The sequence below is a fragment of the Lentzea sp. NPDC058450 genome (assembly GCF_042721395.1).
Classification (GTDB): domain Bacteria; phylum Actinomycetota; class Actinomycetes; order Mycobacteriales; family Pseudonocardiaceae; genus Lentzea.
The window spans coordinates 100,961-121,236 of record NZ_JBHXLO010000003.1 but is presented as its reverse complement, the minus strand read 5'-3'; the positions used below and the strand labels follow the sequence as shown (position 1 = coordinate 121,236).

The 20,276-nt window shown below is 70.4% G+C and carries 25 protein-coding genes; 14 read left to right on the top strand and 11 right to left on the bottom strand.

Going from position 1 to position 20,276, the window contains the following annotated elements:
• The first annotated feature begins 92 nt into the window (after nucleotides 1–92).
• The 3 genes from ACFWNN_RS06870 to ACFWNN_RS06860 are packed head-to-tail and all read left to right on the top strand — an operon-like array spanning nucleotide 93 to nucleotide 2,432.
• Nucleotides 93–425: a putative quinol monooxygenase gene (locus ACFWNN_RS06870; protein ID WP_382438922.1), complete on the top strand. Its 333-nt coding sequence runs from the start codon at nucleotides 93–95 to the stop codon at nucleotides 423–425.
• Nucleotides 426–477: 52 nt separating this feature from the next.
• Nucleotides 478–756, top strand: a complete 279-nt coding sequence (locus tag ACFWNN_RS06865) for a hypothetical protein (protein ID WP_382438921.1) — start codon at nucleotides 478–480, stop codon at nucleotides 754–756.
• Nucleotides 753–2,432 carry a GMC family oxidoreductase gene (locus tag ACFWNN_RS06860; protein ID WP_382438920.1) on the top strand — a complete coding sequence of 560 codons (1,680 nt, stop codon included), beginning with the start codon at nucleotides 753–755 and terminating at the stop codon, nucleotides 2,430–2,432. Before ACFWNN_RS06865 ends, ACFWNN_RS06860 begins: the two co-directional genes overlap by 4 nt.
• On the opposite strand, the gene ACFWNN_RS06855 is transcribed toward ACFWNN_RS06860, so the two are convergent.
• The 3 genes from ACFWNN_RS06855 to ACFWNN_RS06845 are packed head-to-tail and all read right to left on the bottom strand — an operon-like array spanning nucleotide 2,377 to nucleotide 4,350.
• Nucleotides 2,377–3,456 (bottom strand): MAB_1171c family putative transporter, encoded by a 1,080-nt coding sequence (locus ACFWNN_RS06855; RefSeq protein ID WP_382438919.1) that lies wholly within the window; start codon nucleotides 3,454–3,456, stop codon nucleotides 2,377–2,379. The two genes, ACFWNN_RS06860 and ACFWNN_RS06855, sit on opposite strands and share 56 nt — an antisense overlap.
• Entirely contained in the window at nucleotides 3,453–3,926 is a 474-nt protein-coding gene (locus ACFWNN_RS06850) for a hypothetical protein (protein WP_382438918.1), read from the bottom strand. Before ACFWNN_RS06850 ends, ACFWNN_RS06855 begins: the two co-directional genes overlap by 4 nt.
• 4 nt (nucleotides 3,927–3,930) lie before the next feature.
• Entirely contained in the window at nucleotides 3,931–4,350 is a 420-nt protein-coding gene (locus tag ACFWNN_RS06845) for an XRE family transcriptional regulator (RefSeq protein ID WP_382438917.1), read from the bottom strand.
• Nucleotides 4,351–4,452: 102 nt separating this feature from the next.
• Here ACFWNN_RS06845 and ACFWNN_RS06840 point away from each other — a divergent pair, with 102 nt between their 5' ends.
• Nucleotides 4,453–4,704 carry a hypothetical protein gene (locus ACFWNN_RS06840; protein ID WP_382438916.1) on the top strand — a complete coding sequence of 84 codons (252 nt, stop codon included), beginning with the start codon at nucleotides 4,453–4,455 and terminating at the stop codon, nucleotides 4,702–4,704.
• Nucleotides 4,705–4,997: 293 nt separating this feature from the next.
• Here the strand turns inward: ACFWNN_RS06840 and ACFWNN_RS06835 are convergent, their stop codons facing one another.
• Complete coding sequence (locus tag ACFWNN_RS06835; protein WP_382438915.1) at nucleotides 4,998–5,432, bottom strand: hypothetical protein; 435 nt, start codon at nucleotides 5,430–5,432, stop codon at nucleotides 4,998–5,000.
• A 95-nt stretch (nucleotides 5,433–5,527) separates the two neighbouring features.
• On the opposite strand from ACFWNN_RS06835, the gene ACFWNN_RS06830 reads away from it, so the two are divergent.
• Together ACFWNN_RS06830 and ACFWNN_RS06825 are read left to right on the top strand one after the other, a co-directional pair.
• Complete coding sequence (locus ACFWNN_RS06830) at nucleotides 5,528–5,899, top strand: YciI family protein (protein WP_382438914.1); 372 nt, start codon at nucleotides 5,528–5,530, stop codon at nucleotides 5,897–5,899.
• A gap of 556 nt (nucleotides 5,900–6,455) precedes the next feature.
• Nucleotides 6,456–6,590 (top strand): hypothetical protein, encoded by a 135-nt coding sequence (locus ACFWNN_RS06825; protein WP_382438913.1) that lies wholly within the window; start codon nucleotides 6,456–6,458, stop codon nucleotides 6,588–6,590.
• Here the strand turns inward: ACFWNN_RS06825 and ACFWNN_RS06820 are convergent.
• The 3 genes from ACFWNN_RS06820 to ACFWNN_RS06810 are packed head-to-tail and all read right to left on the bottom strand — an operon-like array spanning nucleotide 6,587 to nucleotide 8,867.
• A complete protein-coding gene (locus tag ACFWNN_RS06820) occupies nucleotides 6,587–7,291 on the bottom strand; it encodes a CE1759 family FMN reductase (RefSeq protein ID WP_382438912.1) in 705 nt (234 codons plus the stop codon). The two genes, ACFWNN_RS06825 and ACFWNN_RS06820, sit on opposite strands and share 4 nt — an antisense overlap.
• A complete protein-coding gene (locus tag ACFWNN_RS06815) occupies nucleotides 7,291–7,713 on the bottom strand; it encodes a MarR family winged helix-turn-helix transcriptional regulator (RefSeq protein WP_382438911.1) in 423 nt (140 codons plus the stop codon). Before ACFWNN_RS06815 ends, ACFWNN_RS06820 begins: the two co-directional genes overlap by 1 nt.
• Nucleotides 7,710–8,867, bottom strand: coding sequence for an LLM class flavin-dependent oxidoreductase (locus ACFWNN_RS06810; protein WP_382438910.1), 1,158 nt, complete (start codon nucleotides 8,865–8,867; stop codon nucleotides 7,710–7,712). Before ACFWNN_RS06810 ends, ACFWNN_RS06815 begins: the two co-directional genes overlap by 4 nt.
• A gap of 101 nt (nucleotides 8,868–8,968) precedes the next feature.
• Between ACFWNN_RS06810 and ACFWNN_RS06805 the strand changes: the two genes are divergently transcribed.
• From ACFWNN_RS06805 to ACFWNN_RS06795, 3 genes are read left to right on the top strand one after another with little or no spacing between them, the layout of a single operon-like run.
• On the top strand, nucleotides 8,969–9,574 hold the full coding sequence (locus ACFWNN_RS06805; RefSeq protein WP_382438909.1) for an ATP-binding cassette domain-containing protein: 606 nt from the start codon (nucleotides 8,969–8,971) through the stop codon (nucleotides 9,572–9,574).
• On the top strand, nucleotides 9,571–11,001 hold the full coding sequence (locus ACFWNN_RS06800) for a DUF6297 family protein (protein ID WP_382438908.1): 1,431 nt from the start codon (nucleotides 9,571–9,573) through the stop codon (nucleotides 10,999–11,001). The genes ACFWNN_RS06805 and ACFWNN_RS06800 overlap by 4 nt, the downstream gene beginning before the upstream one ends.
• 12 nt (nucleotides 11,002–11,013) lie before the next feature.
• Nucleotides 11,014–12,507, top strand: a complete 1,494-nt coding sequence (locus ACFWNN_RS06795) for a nucleotidyl transferase AbiEii/AbiGii toxin family protein (RefSeq protein ID WP_382438907.1) — start codon at nucleotides 11,014–11,016, stop codon at nucleotides 12,505–12,507.
• Between the two features lie 5 nt (nucleotides 12,508–12,512).
• On the opposite strand, the gene ACFWNN_RS06790 is transcribed toward ACFWNN_RS06795, so the two are convergent.
• A complete protein-coding gene (locus ACFWNN_RS06790) occupies nucleotides 12,513–13,169 on the bottom strand; it encodes a type 1 glutamine amidotransferase domain-containing protein (RefSeq protein WP_382438906.1) in 657 nt (218 codons plus the stop codon).
• Between the two features lie 56 nt (nucleotides 13,170–13,225).
• Here ACFWNN_RS06790 and ACFWNN_RS06785 point away from each other — a divergent pair, with 56 nt between their 5' ends.
• Nucleotides 13,226–14,113, top strand: coding sequence for a LysR family transcriptional regulator (locus ACFWNN_RS06785; RefSeq protein ID WP_382438905.1), 888 nt, complete (start codon nucleotides 13,226–13,228; stop codon nucleotides 14,111–14,113).
• Here ACFWNN_RS06785 and ACFWNN_RS06780 read toward each other — a convergent pair.
• Together ACFWNN_RS06780 and ACFWNN_RS06775 are read right to left on the bottom strand one after the other, a co-directional pair.
• On the bottom strand, nucleotides 14,090–15,616 hold the full coding sequence (locus ACFWNN_RS06780) for a sensor histidine kinase (RefSeq protein ID WP_382438904.1): 1,527 nt from the start codon (nucleotides 15,614–15,616) through the stop codon (nucleotides 14,090–14,092). The genes ACFWNN_RS06785 and ACFWNN_RS06780 overlap by 24 nt on opposite strands.
• Nucleotides 15,613–16,290 (bottom strand): response regulator transcription factor, encoded by a 678-nt coding sequence (locus ACFWNN_RS06775; RefSeq protein ID WP_382438903.1) that lies wholly within the window; start codon nucleotides 16,288–16,290, stop codon nucleotides 15,613–15,615. Before ACFWNN_RS06775 ends, ACFWNN_RS06780 begins: the two co-directional genes overlap by 4 nt.
• A gap of 134 nt (nucleotides 16,291–16,424) precedes the next feature.
• On the opposite strand from ACFWNN_RS06775, the gene ACFWNN_RS06770 reads away from it, so the two are divergent.
• A complete protein-coding gene (locus ACFWNN_RS06770; protein ID WP_382438902.1) occupies nucleotides 16,425–17,222 on the top strand; it encodes a serine hydrolase in 798 nt (265 codons plus the stop codon).
• Here the strand turns inward: ACFWNN_RS06770 and lexA are convergent.
• On the bottom strand, nucleotides 17,202–17,861 hold the full coding sequence (lexA, locus tag ACFWNN_RS06765; protein WP_382438901.1) for a transcriptional repressor LexA: 660 nt from the start codon (nucleotides 17,859–17,861) through the stop codon (nucleotides 17,202–17,204). The two genes, ACFWNN_RS06770 and lexA, sit on opposite strands and share 21 nt — an antisense overlap.
• A 58-nt stretch (nucleotides 17,862–17,919) precedes the next feature.
• Between lexA and ACFWNN_RS06760 the strand changes: the two genes are divergently transcribed.
• The 3 genes from ACFWNN_RS06760 (at nucleotide 17,920) to ACFWNN_RS06750 (ending at nucleotide 20,189) form a co-directional block, all read left to right on the top strand.
• Nucleotides 17,920–18,486, top strand: a complete 567-nt coding sequence (locus ACFWNN_RS06760) for a GNAT family N-acetyltransferase (protein WP_382438900.1) — start codon at nucleotides 17,920–17,922, stop codon at nucleotides 18,484–18,486.
• Nucleotides 18,487–18,556: 70 nt separating this feature from the next.
• Nucleotides 18,557–19,147 (top strand): RNA polymerase sigma factor, encoded by a 591-nt coding sequence (locus tag ACFWNN_RS06755; RefSeq protein ID WP_382438899.1) that lies wholly within the window; start codon nucleotides 18,557–18,559, stop codon nucleotides 19,145–19,147.
• A complete protein-coding gene (locus tag ACFWNN_RS06750) occupies nucleotides 19,140–20,189 on the top strand; it encodes a CU044_5270 family protein (protein WP_382438898.1) in 1,050 nt (349 codons plus the stop codon). The genes ACFWNN_RS06755 and ACFWNN_RS06750 overlap by 8 nt, the downstream gene beginning before the upstream one ends.
• Nucleotides 20,190–20,276 lie beyond the last annotated feature (87 nt).

The window sequence follows — 20,276 nt, the reverse complement described above, 5'->3', positions numbered from 1 at the left end:
CCCGGGCGGGTGCCGGTGTCGGGGCGGCCCTCGCCCGGTCGTTGACCCCGCAACCGGACTAGGGTCGGGGCAGAACCAGCGAGGAGGCTGCCTTGATCTTCATCACCGCCAAGTTCCGCGTCCTGCCCGAGCACGCCGAGGCGTGGCCCGAGATCAGCCGCGCGTTCACCGAGGCGACCCGGTCGGAACCCGGCTGCCTCTGGTTCGACTGGTCCCGCAGCCTGGACGACGCGAACGAGTACGTCCTGGTGGAGGCCTTCCGTGACGGCGACGCCGGGGGCGCCCACGTCAACTCGGCCCACTTCAAGGCCGCGCAGGCCGAGCTCCCGCAGTACCTGGCCGAGACCCCGCGCATCATCAGCCAGAGCGTCGACCAGGACGACTGGTCCGCGCTGGGTGAGCTGGAGGTTGCGCCACGCGGGTGAGCCTTGCCCACATCGTTTGGTGCAGGCGGTTCCTCCGCCAGAGGATGGCGCGATGGACGCCTTCGTGGAGTTGTCCGCCGAGCTGACCGGGTTCTCGGCGGAGGAGCTGAGGTCGACCGGACTGGTCGAGCCGTACCGCGCGCTGGCCGACGGCGCGCCCGACGAGGAGATCATCCAGCTCTGGTACACCGGGGTCTGGCGCGGGATGATCCCGGACGAGCGCGCCTACGCCGAGGGTCTGGCGTGGAAGGCCGTGGGCGTGGCTCCACCGGGCACGACTCCGCCGGGCTTCGGCAGCTGGGAGCAGAGACCCAGGAACGGCCGGCGATGAGGGCGATCGTCGTCGGCGCGGGGTTCGCCGGCTCCCTCATCGCGAAAGTTCTGGGAGACAACGGCTTCCGGGTGCTCGTCCTGGAGGCGGGCGCCGAGGTCAACGACGACGCGGTGAGCAGGTTCCGCACCGCCATCGCCAAGACCCCGCTCAAGCCCTACCGCACCACCGCGGCCGCGCCGTCGAGCGACTACCTGATCAACACCGGCCCGTTCGACTACTGCAGCCCCTACCTGCGGATCAACGGCGGCACCGGCACCGCCTGGACCGGCATCACGCCCCGCATGCGGCCGGACGACTTCCACACCGCCGACCTGGGCCGCGGCCGCAGCTGGCCGATCACCTACGCCGACCTCGAACCGCACTACCGCGCCGCGGAGTGGCAGATCGGCATCGCGGCCGACGCGGACGAGCAACGCCAGCACCTGCCGATCCCGGACGGCTACCGCTATCCCATGCACGCCCTGCCGAGGACGTTCCTCGACCACGCGATCGCGTCCGTTGTGGACGGTTCGCTGGTCGACGGGCGCGAGCTCCAGGTCATCGGCACCCCGCAGGCCCGCAACGGCATCCCGACAGCGGGCTACGAGCCACAGGGCCACCGGTGCACCGGCTTCGCGAGCTGCGTGCCGATCTGCCCCGAGAACGCCAAGTACACGCCGCACCGGACGCAGCGCCAGTGGTCCGCCGCGGTCGAGTTGCGCACCCGCTGCGTCGTGAACCGCGTGCACGCCGACGAGTTCGGCCGCGTCACCAAGGTCAGCTACCAGCGCTACGAGGACGACACCTCGCCCAGGCACACCGAGCACACGGCGGAAGCCGACGTGGTGATCCTGGCGGCGCATGCCATCGAGAACGCCAAGCTGCTGCTCATGTCCGGCCTCGCGAACAGCAGTGACCAGGTCGGGCGCAACCTCATGGACCACCCCGCCCTGCTCACCTGGGCGTTGATGCCCCAGGCGATCGGCCCGTTCCGCGGTCCGGGTTCCACCACGGGCATCGAGGCGTTCCGCGGCGGCCCCGAGCGTGCCAGGCGAGCGCCGTTCCGGATCGAGATCGGCAACTGGGGCTGGGGCTGGTCCGCGGGCAGCCCGGACTCCGACACGGCCGAGTTCGTGGCGGCGGGCCTGCGGGGCAAGGCGCTCCGGCAGGCGGTGGCCGACCGCGTCAGCCGTCAGTTCACGTTGCAGTTCGAGATCGAGCAGGAGGCCGACCCGCACAACCGCGTCACGCTGTCCGATGCCGTGGACTCACTGGGCAATCCGCGCCCGTCCGTCCACTACAGACTGTCGGACTACGTCAAAGATGGTCTGAGTGCGGCGAAACACGCTTCGGACGGCATCTTCGAGCTGTTGAAAGCCGACGACTACACGTCCTACAAACCAGACGACGAGCGCTACTTCGAGCACAACGGCGAGCCTTTGCGCTACTGGGGCGCGGGCCACAGCGGCGGCACGCACGTCATGGGCACCTCTCCGCACGACTCCGTCGTCGACCAGTGGCAACGCTGCTGGGACCACCCGAACCTCTACGCGGTGGGCTGCGGCAGCATGCCGTCGCTCGGCACGTCCAACCCGTCGATCACGATGGCCGCGCTCGCCCTGCGCACCGCGGACCACATCACGAGTCGAGCCGCGCCCGCCGTCGCACCGCCCGCACGACGGGGGAGCGGGTGAACGCCGACGACACGGCGCCCAGCCAGGCGGCCTCGGCCTCCACGCTGGGCGCCTCGCCCGCCTGCCGGGACGGTCGCTGCTCCCAGCTCCGTCCGGCGTCGCGCATGACCAGCGCCGCGGCGAGCTCGGCGGCGGCGCGGGTCGGGCCGTCGACGGGGGAGCGCAGCCAGTCCGGCAGGTGCGGTGGCACGTGGGCGCGCAACGCCAGCAGGCCGTCGCGGATCTCGATCACCCGCCGGTAGAGCGTGAACTCCAGGTCGTGCCGCGCGGGCAGGGCGATCTGCGGCTGCGCGGCCACCAGCGCCCTCCACAACGGCGTCACCGCGCGGATGCCGAGCCACGTCCTGACGAGTCGCACCGCCCCGTCCCACGCGGTCAGCAGCGCCCCGGCGACCCACAACGTCATCGCGACGAGCCCGATGTTCCGCGACACCGGCAGGAACTCGGCCACGCCGAACCCGGTCAGCGCGAACGTGACCGACGGCAGCCCGGAGAACAGGCCCCACCCGATCGTCGCCACCGCGGCCGCCACGATCACGTGCAGCCCGGCCCGGAACGTGCCGCGCCTCCGCCGGGCCGCGTCCCGCGACAGCGACACCGCGAACACGACGAGGCAGCCGACCGGATATCCGGTCAACGCCACCTGGTAGGCCAGCACGCTGGGCCGCCGCTGGATCTCCATGATGCTTTGGGTGCCGTAGATCTGGGCGAAGTCCACACAGGACACCGCCATCACCGCCCAGCACACCGCGAGCGGCCACCACGGCGTGCGCGGCTCCGGCTCCCTGGTGCTGCGCGCGAGTTTCATCAACGAGTGCACGGCGAGCATCTGCAGCATGTTCGTGACGAGCCGGCACGCCAGCGCGTACTCGACGCCCAGCACTCGCACGGTCGGTTCGGCCGAGATCGTGAGGCTCAAAGCCATGCTGAAGAAGAACGTCACCAGATGACGCGGCCCGCGCGTCGTCGTGAGCTGCGCGAGCCCGATCCCGGCGAGCAGCGCGGCGGTGACGAGGCTGATCACGACCCGAACGCCGACCGCAGCGGGTCGGTGCCCTTGCCGAGCCGTCGCACGATCAGCGAAGCCACCAGCTCGGCCTCCTGTTCGTGCTCCCACAGGTACGTCGTGCGGCCGAGCACCCGCCGCACCAGCTCGACCGGCAGGTTGGGCGTCAGCATCGCCGCCACCTGGTCCGACAGCGCGTGCCCCTCCGCGTGCCCGCACAACAGGTGCCCGAGCTCGTGCAACAGGATGTGCTGCTGGTGCAACGGCGACGTGTCCCGCGTGTAGAACACGTAGTCCGCCCTGTCGGTCGCCGCCAGCACCCCGCACGGCGCGCCGGGCCTGGTGCGCAACGGAATCAGCTCGATCGGCCGCCCCCGTTGCTCGGCGATCCGCGCGAACACCATCTTCACGTCGAACGGATCGGGTAAGTCCACAGTGGACGCGATCCGCTCGCATCGTCGCCACAGCGCCGATCTCCTGCCCAGCACCAGCTCACTCCCCCTTGCCGCGCCGCGCCTCTCGCCGTCCGATGGCCTCCACGATGTCGGCCACCGTCCCGAGCCCCTCCTCCGACAACGTCACCGCCCGCAACGCCAGATCCCGCACCGCGCTGTTGCGCAACGCCCCCAGCAACTCCAGCTCCTCCGCGATGATCCTCCCTCGTTCATCGTCGAAGAAGTAGGCCGCAGGCACCTGGAAGAACCCGGCCAACGCCTCAAGATGACGCTTGGTCGGGTTGTCCCGCCGCCCGGTCCGCAACTGCCAGAGATAAGCCGCGGAAAACGTCTCCCCAGTGCTCTCCCGGCACGCCCTGGCCACCTCCTCGTGGCTGTGCGGCTCCCCGTTGGGCCGGCGCACCACCTGGAACAGGCGGTCGATGCGGTCGGCGAGCGTCTGTGTCTCGGCCATCATCGCCTTCCGTGTGCTCAGATGAACGCATCTTGGCAGCGCATTCATCTTGGATTGACACGGCTCGCCCGTGCAACTTACGGTCGTTGACGTTAGCTGAGATGAATGACCGAGGGGGAGCGGCAGATGGCGAAGGTGGTGACCAACCCGCCGGACGTGACCGAGGCACAGGCCTTCACCGGCTGGTCGTACGAGCACACGCCGGAGGATGCGGTGCGCGAGGCGCTGGAGATGGCCCGTCGGCGTGCGCTGATCGCGGGGTTCGCGAGCGACGAGTGCGTACTTCTGTTCGTGAACGCCACCCGGCTGGGGCCGGGCTGCTACGCGGGGGACGCGGGCCTGCGCTGCGCCCGCTGACCCCCTCGGTGCTGGCCCAGTCCAGATCGCTGTCTCAGTGCCCGAGGTTCGGCCGCCGGTTTTCTTGATCGCGAGTTGTCCACAGGTTTGCGTCGCGCTGACCTGGTGATACTCGGTTCTCGGTAGCCTGTGGATAGAGCGGGAACCAAAACCGGGGTCCGCGCGTTGCGTCAGGAGGAATCGCGCGGGGGAGCGGTGGGCACACGTCCCGAGCAGCCGAATCCGCACGGGAGCGGCACCCAGAAAGTGCGGCGTTCGGACGAAGCGGCGTCCAGGTGGAGCGGCGTTCAGGTTCAGCCGGAGTGAGCCAGGGCCTGGGGCGGTGGGCGAAGCCGGTCGCGCTGGATCAGCAGGATCGCGGCCGCCATCGCGACGACCACGACCGCGTTGCCGAACGCCCACAGCACGGCGTTGTGGTGCACGACCTCGCGGGTGACGGCGGGGTCGCGGAACACGGGGTTGACCTGCGTGATCAGCACGACCTTCAGCGCCACGGAGATCACGAGGCAGGCCAGCGCGGGCCGGGGTGCTCGCGTGGCGAACGCCAGCGCGACGCCGAGCGGTCCCCACGGCAGGTAGTAGTAGACCGGGCTGCCCGCCGCGAACACGCCCACGAGGGAGCCTGGGCGCGGGTCGGCGAGCAGCTGCGGATTCCACACGACCTGCTCGTAGAGGTTGCCGAACAGCCACATGCAGAGCAGGGGCACGACCAGCCGCGAAAATCTCACCTGGCCATCATGGCGAAAATGTCGAAAGCTCCGTGACGTCGATCGACGCAGGGGTGGCGGTGATCCACGCCGCCAGTCGACAACGAGGAGAGACCATGCGGTTCATGCTCATGCACCGGGTTCAGCAGGACGACCCGGCTTCGTGGGAGCCGACGCCCGAGCTGATCGAGCGGATGAACGCGTTCGTCGAGAAGCTGACCGCGGACGGCGTGATGCTCGGCGCCGAGGGCGTGCAGAAGGTCGGCGCCGTGGTGCGCAGGCGCGGGGCGGCGGTCAGGTCGACCGACGGACCGTTCGCGGAGGCCAAGGAGGTCGTCGGCGGGTTTCTGCTGATCACCGCCGCGGATCTAGCCGCCGCGACGGCGGTGGCCGAGGAGTACATCACGTGCTTCGTGGGCGTGGAGGAGATGTCGGTCGAGGTGCGGCAGGTGGCCGAGTTCGAGGACATCGAGCCCTACCTGAACTGACGGTCGGCTTGGCCGGTTCGTGGCCTGTCTGGACGGCTGGCGGGTTGGCTGAACGGCTGGCGTGGTCGGTTCGCGGCCTGTCCGGACGGCCGGTGGGTTGGCTGGACTTCTGGCTTGGCCGGTTGGTAGCCGGTCTGGACTGCTGGTGGTTTGGCTGAACGGCTGGCTCGCGGCCCGTCCGGATGGCCGGCGGTTGGCTGAACGGTCAGCCTGGGTGGCTCGTGGTCGGTCCGATCACCAGGCGGCTGGCCCGCGCGGCTAGTGGGCCAGGTGGTTCAGCAGTTCGCCGAGCAGTGCGCGTTCGCCCGGCGTGAGGTCGCCAGGGTCGTCGGTGACCAGCGCACGCAGGGTGGGCGTGGCGCTCGCTCGCGCCGGTGTGTCGGACGGTGCCGTGTGCAGGACGCCTGCAGGCGCGGCCTCGCGGACCTTTCGGACAGGCGGAAGTTCGGGGTTGGCTGGGAGATCAGCGTGAGTGTGAAGCCGACGTTCGCCGCCAGCAGTTGTTCGGCGGCGTTGTCGGTGGGCACCTCGAGGAGGCTGGCCGAGGCGGCTGCGGGTGAAGCGCTCGCGCCTTGTCCCGCAACGGATCGTGCTCGGCGACGCCGCGTTCGACGCCGCCGTTGCGCTGCACGAGCGTGCTCTGGGAGAGCTGCGCGAGAACGAGAAGTTGTCGCGTGGTGCGGACTTCTAGCCGACAGAACCGACAGAACTGGCCGGACCGACTGGGCCGGCTGAGCCGCCCGCGGCGAGCTTCATCAGGTCCGAGTCCAGGTCGATCGACAGCTCGGTGCCGCCCGCGCTGCCGTACTCGTGCTGGTAGGCGCCCCATGACTCGTCGCGGACGGTCTTCTCGAAGCCCGAGGTCATGAGCGCCACCAGTTCCAGGGCCGCGCGGTCGATGCGCTTGTTCAGGCCCTTGTCCTGCCAGTCCTCGGTCGCGGCGAACAGCGACGTCGGCACGACCACGGTCCGCAGGTAGGCGAACAGGCCGCGCATCTGGTCGTCGACGACCAGCGCGTGCCTGGCGGTGCCGGCGGTCGCGGCCAGCACGACCGGCTTGGCGATCAGCAGGTCGTTGTCGAGGATCTGGAAGAACGACGTGAACAGGCCGCTCGCGCCCGCCTTGTAGACCGGGGTGCTCGCGACGATCGCGTCCGCGTGTTGCAGGGTGGCGATCGCCTTCTGCAGCTTGGGGCCGATGTGGTTGGACACCAGCGCGTTCGCGATCTCGGAGGCGAGTTCGCGCAGTTCTACGACGGACGTGCCGACGGCCTGCGCCCGCTTGCCGGCGAGCGTGGTGACCCGGCCGGCGACGCGGTCGGCGAGCAGGCGGGTGGACGACGGGTCGCTGGTGCCGGCGGACACCACCACCAGCTGGAAGTTCTGGCCCATTACTCCTCGCTCTGGCTGAGCTTGCCGGTGATCGCGGCGAGCTGGTCTAGTTCTGCTGCGGTCAGCACGCTCAGGGCGCGCGTGACGCTGCGGGCGTGGGGGAGGCCGATGCGGCGCTGGGTCTCCCGGCCCGCGGGGGTGAGCGACAGGCGCACACCCCTGCGGTCGCCCAGGTCGGGGCACCGTTCGACGTAACCCCGTTCTACGAGGCGTTCCACCATGCGGGACAGGGCGGGCTGGCTCAGCAGCACGTGGCGGTTCAGCTCGCTCATCCGAAGTGGACCGTCGCATTTGGACAGCTGGTACAGCACGTCGTACTCCCGCATGGTCAGGTCGCCCCAGATGTCCTCCGCGTTGAACTGCTTCATCAACACGGAGTACGCCTTCATGAGCGACTCCCACGCCTCGTTCGCACGAGTCATTCCGAATCCTGGTACGGCGAGCCGCCCGTGACGTTGTCGCCGCGGTTGGCGTTCGGCTTCGGCTGGCGGGCCGGGCCGTCGCCGTACTTGTCCTTCAGGCGCTTGGCGTGCGTCGGCGGCTTGGCGGTCTCGGGGTCCTGGCGCGCCTCGATCTCCTTGCGCAGCACCGGAACCACCTCCTCGCCGAGCAGGTCGAGCTGGTTCAGCACGGTCTTGAGCGGCAGGCCGGCGTGGTCCATCAGGAACATCTGGCGCTGGTAGTCGCCGAAGTGCTCGCGGAAGGTCAGCGTCTTGTCGATGATCTCCTGCGGGCTGCCGACGGACAGCGGCGTCTGCTCCATGAAGTCCTCCATCCGCGGCCCGTGACCGTAGACGGGGGCCTCGTTGAAGTACGGGCGGAACTCGTTCAGCGCGTCCTGCGACCGCTTCGCGATGTACGCCTGCCCGCCGAGGCCGACGATGGCCTGCTTCTCCGTGCCGTGGCCGTAGTGCGCGTACCGCTGACGGTAGAACTTGATCAGCCGCATGTAGTGCTCTTTCGGCCAGAAGATGTTGTTCGCGAAGAACCCGTCGCCGTAGTAGGCGGCCTGCTCGGCGATCTCCGGCGTGCGGATCGAGCCATGCCACACGAACGGCGGCAGGTCGTCCAACGGTCGCGGCGTGCTGGTGAAGCCCTGCAACGGCGTGCGGAACTTGCCCTCCCAGTCCACGACGTCCTCGCGCCACAACCGGTGCAGCAGGTTGTAGTTCTCCAGCGCGAGCGGCAGGCTCTGCCGGATGTCCGCCCCGAACCACGGGTAGACCGGTGCGGTGTTGCCGCGGCCCAGCATGAGGTCCATGCGGCCCTTCGCCAGGTGCTGGAGCATCGCGTACTCCTCGGCGATGCGCACCGGGTCGTTCGTGGTGATCAGCGTCGTCGCGGTGCTGACGGTGAGCTTCTTGGTCTTCGCCGCGATGTGGCTGAGCAGCGTGGTCGGCGAGGACGAGAAGAACGGCGGGTTGTGGTGCTCGCCGATCGCGAACACGTCGAGCCCGACCTCCTCGGCCTTCTCGGCGATCTGCACGATCGCGTCGATCCGCTCGGCCTCGCTGGGGGTCTCGCCGCTCACCGGGTCCCTGGTGATGTCGCTCACCGAGAAGATTCCGAACTGCACGGCACCCGCCTCCTTCTGTATTAGGTCACCTGACGGTGACTAATGCGTCTGCATCTACTGTAACGCAGGGGTGCCGCGTTCATTCCCATTACCCTGATCACATGTCGCTGGGCGTGGGGGACGCCGGTTTCGGCTACGGCGGAGTCCCCGTTTTCGCAGGTCTGTCCTTCGTCGCCGGCTCCGGCGAGGCGGTCGCCGTGGTGGGGCGCAACGGCTCGGGCAAGTCGACGCTGCTCCGGTGCCTGGTGGGGGCCGAGGTGCTGGACACCGGCTCGGTGCTGTTCGAGGGCGCCGAGCTGGACGAGGCGTCCGGCGGGTTCCGGGCGGCGGTCGCCTCGTTGCTGGACGACGCCGACTACTTCCCGGACGTGTCCGTGGTGGAGCACCTGCGGTTGCTGGCGTGGCTGCACAGGTCGCCCGTGGACGTCGAGGGGGTGGTGGAAGAACTGGGGCTCGCAGCGGTGGCGGACCAGTTGCCGCCGACGCTGTCCTCCGGGCAACGGCACCGGCTCGGGCTGGCCTCCTGTTTCGTGCGGCCGCGGTCGGTGCTCGTGCTGGATGAACCCGAGCAACGGCTCGACGTCGCCGGCCGGGCGTGGCTGCGCGACCGGCTGCTGGCGGAGAAGGCCGCCGGGGTGGCCGTGGTGTTCGCGTCGCACGACGACGCGCTGGTGGAGGCCGTGGCGTGCCGGACCGTCACGCTGTGACCGCGTTCGCCGTCGCCCGCCGGTTGGCCGTGCCGGTGCCGTGGCGGTTCCGGGTGGCCCGGCTGTACTCGTGGCTGGTCAACTTCTCGATCGTCGCCGCGGTCGGGTACGGGCTGGTGTCCGCCGGTCTGACGAAGACGCCGCAGGCGGGGAGCGCGTGGACGGCGCTCTGGTTGTCGGTGGTGGGCGCTACCGTGCTGATGAAGGTGGCGTTGGCGTTCGGGCCGGTGTTCGTGGGTGCGGACCGGCTGTTCTGGGTGCTGAGCGCGCCGGTGTCGCGGGGCGGGTTGCTGCGGCCCCGGCTGGTGGTGCTGCTCGGTTTCGGGGCGGCGGTCGGCGCGGTCTGGCCTGCCGTGGTGTTCGGCGTGGTGGGTGCGGTCGTTCCGCCGGTGGTCGCGACGGCGCTCGGGGCCGCGGCCGGGCTGGCGGTGGTGGCCGGGGCCGTGGTGCTGCAACGGGCCGGGGTGGCGCCGCAGGGGTGGTTGAGCGGGCTGGTGGGACTGGCGGTGGTCGCGCTGCTGGTGCCTCCCGGCCGGCTCGGCGTGCCCGCAGGATGGCCGGGGGCGGAGCGAAACGGCTCGGCTGGGGCGTTCGGGGTGGGTGACGGGCTCGGCTCGGCTGGGCGGTCCGTGCTCGGCTTGGCTGGGCGGTCCGTGCTCGGCTTGGACGGGTGGCCTGCGGGCTTGTGGGCGGTGGCGCTCGGGCTGACGGCGGTCGCGGTCGTGTCGGTGGGGCGGCTGCGGCGGTCCGATCTGGTGGCCGGTGGCGCGCTGGCCGGGGTGGCGCGGGTGTCGGTGAGCTGGTTCGACCTCGCACTGCTCGGAGCCGTCCTCGCCGAACGCCGAGCTCGCGCTCTTGGACGCGTGAAGTCGTCGCTCGGCAGTCGGACGAGGGAGGCTGCCCGGTCTCGTGTCCTTGCCCTTGCCTGGACGGACGTGCTCCGCCTTCGCCGTGCGCCCAACGCGTTCCTCGTCTGGGCGGCGCTTCTGCCCGCCCCCGCGCTGGTGGCCCTCGGCGGCGAGCAGGCAGGAGTTCCCGCTGTGCACCTCGTCGCCGCCTTCTTCGCCACGGACCGGCTGGCCGCGGGGCTGAAAGCGGTGTGCCGGTCGCCTGCCCTTCGCCGTGCGTTGGGGGTGCCTGACCGGCCGCTTCGCTTGGCGCACTTGGTGATCCCGGCGGCGGGGGCTGTGGTCTGGTGTGCGGTGACGGTGGCGTTCACGCCGCACGTGTCGGTGGTGAACGGGGTGATCTCGGCGGTGGGGGCGGTGGCCGTCGCATATCGGATCGCTACCCGGCCGCCGGTGGATTACGGTGCGGCGATCGTCGACTTCGGACTGTTCGGGCCAACGCCCCTCGGCCTCATCGTGCAGCTGAGCCGGGGGCCCGCGTTGCTGACGGCGCTGGCGGTGGTGCAAGTGGTCGTCTAGAAGGGGGAGAGCGTGTACGCGGGAGAGTTCGAGTTACACCTGACCGGCTCCGAGTGGCAGGTCGACGAACTGGCGGAGTTCGCGCGGGAGCATCAGGTCAAGTTCACCCACATCGAGTTGCACGGCGGGAACACGCCTTCGCAACCGATGCTGACGGTCGGGGCCGAGGGCACGATCGACGAGGTGCGCGCGGCCGCCGAGCAGTGGCGGCAGCGGCTGGTCGAGGCCGACCTGTTCGTGGTGCGGGTGAAGATCGAGGCGGCGCCGTGGAACGAGGGCGTGCCGCAGACCGACGACGAGGCCGACCCGGCGCTGTACTTCGAGCACCACGTGAAGCTGCGGCTCGTGGGTGAGTGGCGCGACTGGTACTTCGCCCTCTACGAGGCGTTGAAGCCGCACGAGGCCAAAGCCTCCCGCAACGCTCGGCGCACGTCGGAGGACGGGACCGAGGAGCGGTTCATCACGCAGCGGTGTTTCGGCGTCGGCAGGGCCACGGCCAAGCAACGGCTGGAGGCGCTTCTGCACGACCTCAAGGCCTACGAGGTGCTGGAGGTCGAGGAGGAGTACGTCGTGGAGGACGACGCGCTGCACATCGACGACGGCTGGATCCACGGCCAGATGAACTGGAGCACGAGCGAGCGGCTGCGGCAGGCACCGGCGGGGATCAAGGGCTTTCCGGCCACCTACCAGCCGCTCAAGCTGACGCCGAAGCACGACATCCGGCAACGCGCGGTGTTCGACCCGGCGATGAAGCACCACCAGCACGCGTTCCGCGGCGGAGACCCGAAGTTCGGCAACCCCGCGGACGGAGCGCGGTGGCTTCAGCGCAGGCGCGAGACCATGGCTCAGACGCTCAACGCCATCGGCGGCACGAAGTGGGCCGAGCACCTCGTGCTGCGCGGAAGCACGGTCATGCGCGAGTGGTTCGGCGACGCGGCCCGCGAGCCCGGTGACCTCGACTTCGTGGTGACACCGAAGGACATCGCGTTCCAGAGCCGGCAGGCCGAGGAGCTCGTCCAGGGACTGCGGGAGCTGGTCGGACCGTCCGAAGTGGAGCCGATCTGGACGTACGAGCGGGTGCCCGGTCTGCGGATCGTGTTCCCGTTCGAGGTCGAGGGGCTCCCGGACGGCGCGATCCAGATCGACCTCGTCTTCAACGAGGACCTCCCGATCGCGCCGCGACCACTCGAGATCGCCGGCACGACGTTGCTCGCCGCGGGCCAGGAGCTGTCGCTCGCGTGGAAGCTCCAGTGGCTCGTGACCGACGCCTACCCGCAGGCCAAGGACCTGTACGACGCGGCGTTGCTGGCCGGGGTCACGACCGTGAACACGGGCGTCGTCATCGGCCTCCTCGAGCCGGAGCTGGGTGACCGGGCGCTCGACTTCGACCGGAGGTCGGTGCTGGAGATCGACCACGTCGAGTGGGACAACGCGCCGTCCGAGGTCCCGGTCACGAAGTCCGACGAAAGCCGCCTCCTGGAACGGATCGCGGCCTCGTTGGCCTAGAGCATCTAGAGCAGGGACGCGACCCGGGCCGCGGTCGCGACCGTGGACTGCGGGTTCTGGCCCGTCACGAGCCCGCCGTCCACGACCACCGTGCTCGACCACGGCTCACCGGACGAGATCCGCGCGCCGAGCGAGGTGAGCCGGCCGGCGACCGAGTAGGGGACCGCCAGGCCTCCCTGGCGTTCCTCCTCGTCGGAGAACACCGCCATCTCCTTGCCGGCGAAGACGAACGTGCCGTCGGCGCGGACCGCGCTCAGCAGGCCCGCCGGTCCGTGGCACAGGGCCGCGACCAGCTTGCCGCCGTCGTGGAACTCCGCGAGCAACGCGCCGAGCGTCGCGTCGGACGCCAGGTCCGCCATCGGGCCGTGGCCGCCCGGCAGGTAGATCGCGTCGAAGTCGGCGGACCGGACGCCGGCCAGGACGGCGGGCGCGCGCAGGTCCTCCAGCGAGGCGACGGCGTCGTCGAACGTGCCGTCGAGGCTCGCCTTGTCGACCGTCGGCACGACACCGCCCGGCGTCGCCAGGGTGACGGAGACGCCGGCCTCGCGCAGCACGCGGACGGACTCCACGACCTCCTCGGCCCAGAACCCGGTGGGATGACTCGTGCCGTCCGCCAACGTCAGCGAGTCGGCGGCGGACACGACCATGAGCAGCTTCTTCATGTCACCCAGGACATCACAGATCAGCAGAACGGGCAGACGGAGCTATAAGCTGCCTTATGGCTCAGCGGTTGACGGACCTCGATCTGCTGGAGACGTTCCTGGAGATCTACCGGGGCGGCTCGCTCACCAGCGCGGCCGCGCGGAGAGGCCTCACCCAGCCCGCGGTCAGCGGTCAGCTCGCCAAGCTGGAGAGCCAGTTGGGCGAGTTGTTCGTGAGGGGCAGCCGTGGGGTCACACCCACACCCCGTGCCGACGACCTGGCGCGCAGGATCGGCCAGCACCTCGACCAGCTCCGCACCGCGCTCGACCCGGCGGCGGCCCTCGACGGCACCGTCCGGATCGGCGGCGCGGCCGAGTTCATGACCGTCCGCGGCCTGGCCGCCCTCGCCCCGCTCACCCGCAGGGGACTCCACCTCGACGTCACGTTCGGGCTCGCCGAAGACCTGCTCAGGGCACTCAAAGCCGGTCAGCTCGACGTCGTGCTGTCATCCGTCCGTCCCCAGGCCGGGTTCACCGCGATCCCGTTCACCGACGAGGAGTTCGTGCTGGTCGGCCCGCCCCTGCTGGCCAGGACGATCGACCGGGACCTGCTGCGCGCCGACCCCGAACGAGCGCTCGAACACCTGCCGCTCGTCGCCTACGACGCCACCCTGCCGATCCTGCGCCGGTACTGGCGCAGCGAGTTCGGCCGACGCCCGCAGAACACCGTCGCCGTCACCGTCGCCGACCTGCGCGCGGTGCTGGCGGCCGTCATCGCGGGCGCCGGCGTCTCCGCCCTGCCGCGCTACCTGGCCGACCCGGCGATCGCCGCGGGCTCGGTGGAACAGCTGCACCACCCGGAGATCCCGCCGCTCAACACCCTCTACGTCGTCACCCGAGGCACGACCACCGCCGCGGACGCGGTCGTCGAGCACCTGACCTCACGCGATTGGGGTGCCCTGTAGTGGCAGCCGCACGGTGAACGTCGTGCCCACGCCGAGCGTGCTCGCCACCGAGATCCTGCCCCGGTGCGCGGTGATGATCTCCCGCGCGATCGCGAGGCCCAGCCCGCGTCCGCCGGTCTCCCGGCCACGGGCGTTGTCCGCGCGCCAGAACCGGTCGAACACGTGCGGCAGGTGGCCGGCGGCGATGCCCCACCCGTTGTCGGCCACCTCGACCACCGCCGACTGCCCGTCCGCGCGGCAGCGCAACGTCACCGAGAACGCGCCCGCCCGCTGCGCGTTGGTGACGAGGTTGCCCACGACCTGCCGGAGCCGGTCGTGGTCCGCGTGCACCACGACCGGCTCGGGCGCGTCGACGACCACCCCGGCCGCGCGGTAGGTCGACAGCAGGTCCGCGAGGTCCACAGTGGACATGTGGTAGACGAGCGAGCCCGACTCCGCCAGCGCGAGGTCCTGCAGGTCGTCGATCAACCGTTGCTGCAACAGGGCTTCCTCGTGCAACGACCGGTACAGCTCGTCGTCGGCGGGCAGCACCCCGTCCCGCACGGCCTCGATGTACCCGCGGATGTTCGCGAGCGGCGTGCGCAGCTCGTGCGCGATGTCCGCGATCATGTTGTGCTGCTGTTCCCGGCTGCGCTGCAACGAGTCCGCCATCGCGTTGAACGCGCGGGTCAGCTCCACGAGGTCGCCGTTCTCCGGCACGCGCCCGGACAGGTCACCGGACCCGAGCCGCCGCGCCGACGCCGCCAGGGCGCTGATCGGCCGCAACGCCCCGCGGCTGATCAGCAACGACACCACGAGCGCGAGCAACGCCACGAGCCCGGCACTCAGCAGGATCGGCAGCAGCGACACCTTCGCCTGCTGCGGCTGGTCCAGTGCCCCGGCCTGCACCAGCACCGGGGGAGGCATGAGGGCGGCGAGCCTGGCGGCGAACTCGCGCTGCACGCATCCCTTGTCCACGGCGCACTTCATCGCGACGGAGGACTCGGCGAAGCCCAGGACCGGCAGGCACGGCTTGGGCACCGGGTCGTCCGTGTAGAAGCCGGGCATGCCGTCGTTGCGCGCCAGGATCCGCATGCGCAACCCCTGGGCCTGCAGGCACCTCCCGAGCGCGAGCTCCACCTCGTACGAGATGAGCGCCTTCGTCGCCTCGAGCTCGGTGACGTAGGTGTTCTCGGGCAGCGTCTGCACCGCGACGGACTGCCGCGGTGACGTCCCGGGCTGGGTGTCGGCGAGCACCGTGCCGTCCGTCAGCACCACCCGCACCCGTTGCCCGAGGCGCTGGGCCAGCCCCGGCAGCACCGAGCCGAGGTCGTCCCACGACCCGCGCAGCAGCCCGTGCACCCGGATCTCCTGGGCCACGTCGTCGAGCTCCTGCCAGGCGATGTCGACGGACTTCTCCACCTGCCGGGTCGTCTCGCGCAACGTCAGCCACGCCGTCGCCGCCACCGCCGCCACGACCGTGACGACGACCAGGGCGGCGATCTTGAACGCGAACCGGCTCATCCGGCGAACTTGTAGCCGCGGCCGGGCACGGTCAGCACGTACCTCGGCGCCGCCGGGTCGGGTTCGATCTTGCGGCGCAGGTTCATCACGTGCGCGTCCACCGTCCGCTCCTGCACGTTGTGGTCGAACCCGAACGTCTCCTGCAACAGCTGACCGCGCGAGAACGCCCGCCCCGGCGCGGACGCGAGCACCCGCAGCAGCTCGAACTCCTTCGCCGTCAACGCCACCAGCTCCCCGCCGATCCGCACCTCGAACCGGTCGGCGTCGATCTCCACGTCGAGCACCCGGATCGGCCCGGCGGCCTCGTCCGCGCCCGACCGCCGCAGCAACGCCCGCACCCGCGCCACCAGCTCCCGCGGGCTGTACGGCTTCACCACGTAGTCGTCGGCGCCCAGGTCGAGCCCCAGCAGCAGGTCGGCCTCGGTCGACCGCGCGGTCAGCATCAGGATCGGCACCCGTGACTCGGCGCGCAGCACGCGGCACACGTCCAGGCCGTCGACCTCGGGCATCATCACGTCGAGCACCACGAGGTCCGGTGTGCGCGACCGCGCGAGGTCGAGCGCCGCCCTGCCGTCGCGCGCCACCAGCACGCTGTGGCCCTCGTGCTCCAGGTACGCCCTGATCAGGTGCGACTGCTTCGGGTCGTCCTCGGCCACCAGGATGCGCGCGCTCACCCGGTCCATCCTGCGGGATCGCTGTGAAGGATCGATGAAGGCGCCGTCCGGGCGTCGTGAATTCGCCCGTTCGAACGGCCGCCTGACCGGCTCTTCGTCGTTTCTTCATCGTGGTCCGCCTTGCATCGGCGGCCATGAAGCGCTGGACCGCACTCGTGCTGCTGCTGACCGCCTGCCAGTCGCCTGGGCACCAGGCCCTGCCCGACCCGGTGGTGGCCGCACCTCCGCCCCCACCGTCCAAAGTGGTCGAGAAGAAGTGGCAGCCGAACCCCGAGCACGTCGCCGTCGACTTCGCCGGCGAGTACTCGTGGGCGTTGCGCGGCAACGGTCTCGTGCTCACCGGCGGTCAGCAGATCCGCACGTTCACCGAGTCGATGATCAAGACCTGGCTCGCGCTGGACATCGTCGCGTCGCAGAACTCGGTGGTGTCCCCGGCGGACGAGAGAGCGATGGCGAAGATGATCCGGGAGAGCGACGACAAGGTCGCCCAGGCGTTCTACCAGCGACTCGGCGGCGGCGAGTCGGTCGAACGCATGATCAGCACCTGCGGCCTGACCGAGACGTCCATCACGCCCTACTGGTGGTCCAAGACGCAGGTGAGCGCGAACGACGCGGCCCGGCTCGGGCAGTGCCTGGAGCTCGGCCCCGGGATCAGTCCGGAGTGGAGGGACAAGCTGCTCGCGATGATGCGCGACATCGCCCCGGAGGGCCGGTTCGGCATCCCGCAGGCACCCGCGCTCCAGAGCAAGCCGCTCGCGATCAAGAACGGCTGGACCAAGCACGACGCCACCTGGACCGTCACGTGCCTCGCGCTGTGGGACGGCTGGTCGCTCGCGGTGCTCACGCGCGTCCGCAGCGCCGACCACCTGGCGGGCGCCCAGGTCTGCGCGGCCGTCGCCCAGCAGCTGTTCTCAGACGCTCCGCAGAACTGACACGACGATGCCGAGGATCACGGCCTTGTCGCCGTCGATCACCGGGTACGCCTCGTTGCGCGGCTCCAGGAACACGTGGCCGTTGCGCCGCTGGTAGACCTTGACCGTCGCCTCCTCCTCGATCATCGCGGCGACGATCTGCCCGTTGTACGCCTCGTGCGTCTGCCGCACCACGACCGTGTCGCCGTCGCAGATCGCGGCGTCGATCATCGAGTCACCGCGCACGCGCAACGCGAACACGTTGCTGCCGCGCCCGACCAGTCCGCGCGGCAGGTTCAGCACCTCGTCCACGTGCTCGATGGCGGAGATCGGCGCACCGGCCGCGATGTCACCGACGACCGGCACCGAGATCGAGTCCCCCGACGGCATCCCGGGCACGACCGGCGTGCCGCTGAGGAACACCCGCACGTCCATCGGCCGCGTCACCGATCCGCCGCGCTTGAGGAAACCCTTGTCCTCCAACGCCATCAGGTGCTTCGACACGCTGGACGACGACTTCAGCCCGACGGCCTCGCCGATCTCGCGGGTGCTGGGGGAGTAGCCGTGCTCGACGACCCAGTCGCGGATGGCGACCAGGATCATCTGCTGGCGTTCCGGCAGCACCGTGGTGTCGAGTTCGAGATCGTCGTAGGCGGTCATCCGGCGATCGTAGTAATCGGCTTGCCAGACACGATCGGGTGGTCGTTCGATCAAGCCCATGACCTCTCTCTGGGTAGGAGAACTCGTCCGGCTGCGCGGCGTCGAACCGGACGACTGGGAGACGCTCCACGCCATGGACGCCGACACGGACGACGCGCGCAGGGCGGGGCGGGTCCTGCCGCCGCGATCCGCTGCGGGACAACGGGAATGGGCGCAGAAGCTGGCGCTGAAGGAGTCCGAGAACGACAAGATGATGCTCACCCTCGAGTCGCTCGCCGACCGCGTGCCGGTCGGGCTGATGTCGACCGGCATGGCCGACTACCACGCCGGCCGGTTCATGTACGGGATCACGATCGGGAAGCAGCACCAGGGCCGCGGCTACGGCACGGAGGCGGTGCGGCTGCTGCTCGGCTACATGTTCGGCGAACGGCGGTTCCACAAGTGCGAGTCGGGCGTCTGGGCGTTCAACGACGCGTCGATCGCGTTGCACCGCAAGCTCGGCTTCACCGAGGAGGGCAGGCTGCGCGACCACGAGTTCTTCGCCGGGCGCCACCACGACATGGTGATGTTCGGGATGACCGCGGCGGAGTTCGCGGCCCGCCACCCGTTCCCCAGCGAACTCTGACCGGCTGACCCACGATGTGGCGGTGAGCACACGTCGGGAACGCTCCTGGGGCCTGCGTCCAGGTAGGTCTGTGCGAACCGAGGTGGCGCCCGTGGCGCTGACACCAGAAGTGGCGCCGGCCGTGCTCGACGAGGCCGCGCTGCTGGAGTTGTACGAGTCGACGGCCGAGCGGCTGCACCGCTACGTGGCCAGGCGGGTCGGTCCCGACACCGCGCAGGACGTGGTCTCCGAGGCGTTCCTCGTGCTCTGGGACCAGCGCGCCGGGCAGGCCTACGACGCCGACGCGGTGCGGGCCTGGCTCTTCGGCGTGGCGACGAACCTGCTGCGCGGTCACGTCCGCGCCGAGGAGCGCAAGCTGCGGGCGTGGAGCAAGGAGCACGCGGCCCGCACCGACGAGGCCGACATCGGTGACCGGGTGAGTGCCGCCGCGGACGCCGACGTCCTCGCCGGACCGCTCACCGCGTGGCTCGCCGAGCTGCGGATCGAGGAACGCGAGGTGCTGCTGCTGCACGCGTGGGCGGATTTCACGCCCGCCGAGATCGCCGTGGCACTCGACGTTCCCGTGGCCACCGTGCGGACCCGTCTGCACCGCGGCCGCGCCCGGCTGCGCACCCGTCTCGCCGCGACCGCCCACGACTTCACCGAGGACAGCCATGTCTGACCAGCCAGAGACCCTTGACCGCGTGCTCGACGCCACCCTCGCGAAGGCCGGTGACGAGCCCGTCCAGTTCGACGTCGCCGCCGGCAAGGCCGCGCTCGCCGCCGCACTCCAGACCCGCACCCCCGTTGCCGCGAAGCCGAAGCGCGTCGGCCGCTGGATCGCGGCCGCGGCCGCCGTCACCGTGCTGACCGGCACGGGCTTGGCCGCCTCCACCGTCGACCTCACCGGCACCGGCTCGGGCGGCGGCCCCACCGCGTCCGCCGCCGAGCAGCTCATCAAGGCCGCCGACCTCGCGGACCGGGTGACCGACCAGCCGATCGCCCCTGGTCAGTACCGGTACGTGCGCAGCCGCTACGAGGGCATCATGGTGACGCTCGGCTCCGGGGAGGCGAGCTACAGCGACTTCGTGCAGGAGCAGTGGATCCCCGCCGACCGGCGCGACGAGTGGATGCTCCGCAACAAGATCAACTCGGTGAAGTGGCTCGAAGGCCACGAGGGGCAGGGCAAGCCGGACGCCGCGACCGCGTTCAAGGACGGCCAGGAGTTCCGCGGCAAGTGCGGCAACTACTCCTACTACGCCGAGGGGCAGCCGGACCGCTGCACGAACGGCACCTTCGCCAACCCGACGCCGGAGTTCGTCGCCGCGCTGCCGAAGGACCCGGCCCTGCTGCTCGCCAAGCTCAAGGAGGAGGGGCACGCGGGTGACTCGGGCGCGTTGATGCAGGCCGGTGAGGCGCTCAACTCGGGGCAGTACTCGGCCGAGGTGCGGGCGACGATCTTCCGTGCGCTCGCCCTTCTGCCCGGTCTCGTGGTGACCGACGGGAAGGCCAACCTCGACGGCAAGCAGGGCGTCGCGCTCGGCATGAAGTACTTCGACGACTTCGAGGAGATCATCGTCGACCCGGCCAACGGTGACTACATCGGCCGCCGCGAGACCGTCGCCGAGGACCAGCCCGCCGACAAGGGCGGCCTGAAGAAGGGCACCGTCCGCAGCTCGTCCGCGGTGACCACGAGGATCGTGGACGCGCAGGGCGGGAAGTAGCTTCCACCCGCGTTCGGGGCGCGGGCGGAACATGCAACCCTGGAGTTGCGCATCCATCGGGGATGTGCAACTCTGGGGTTGCACATG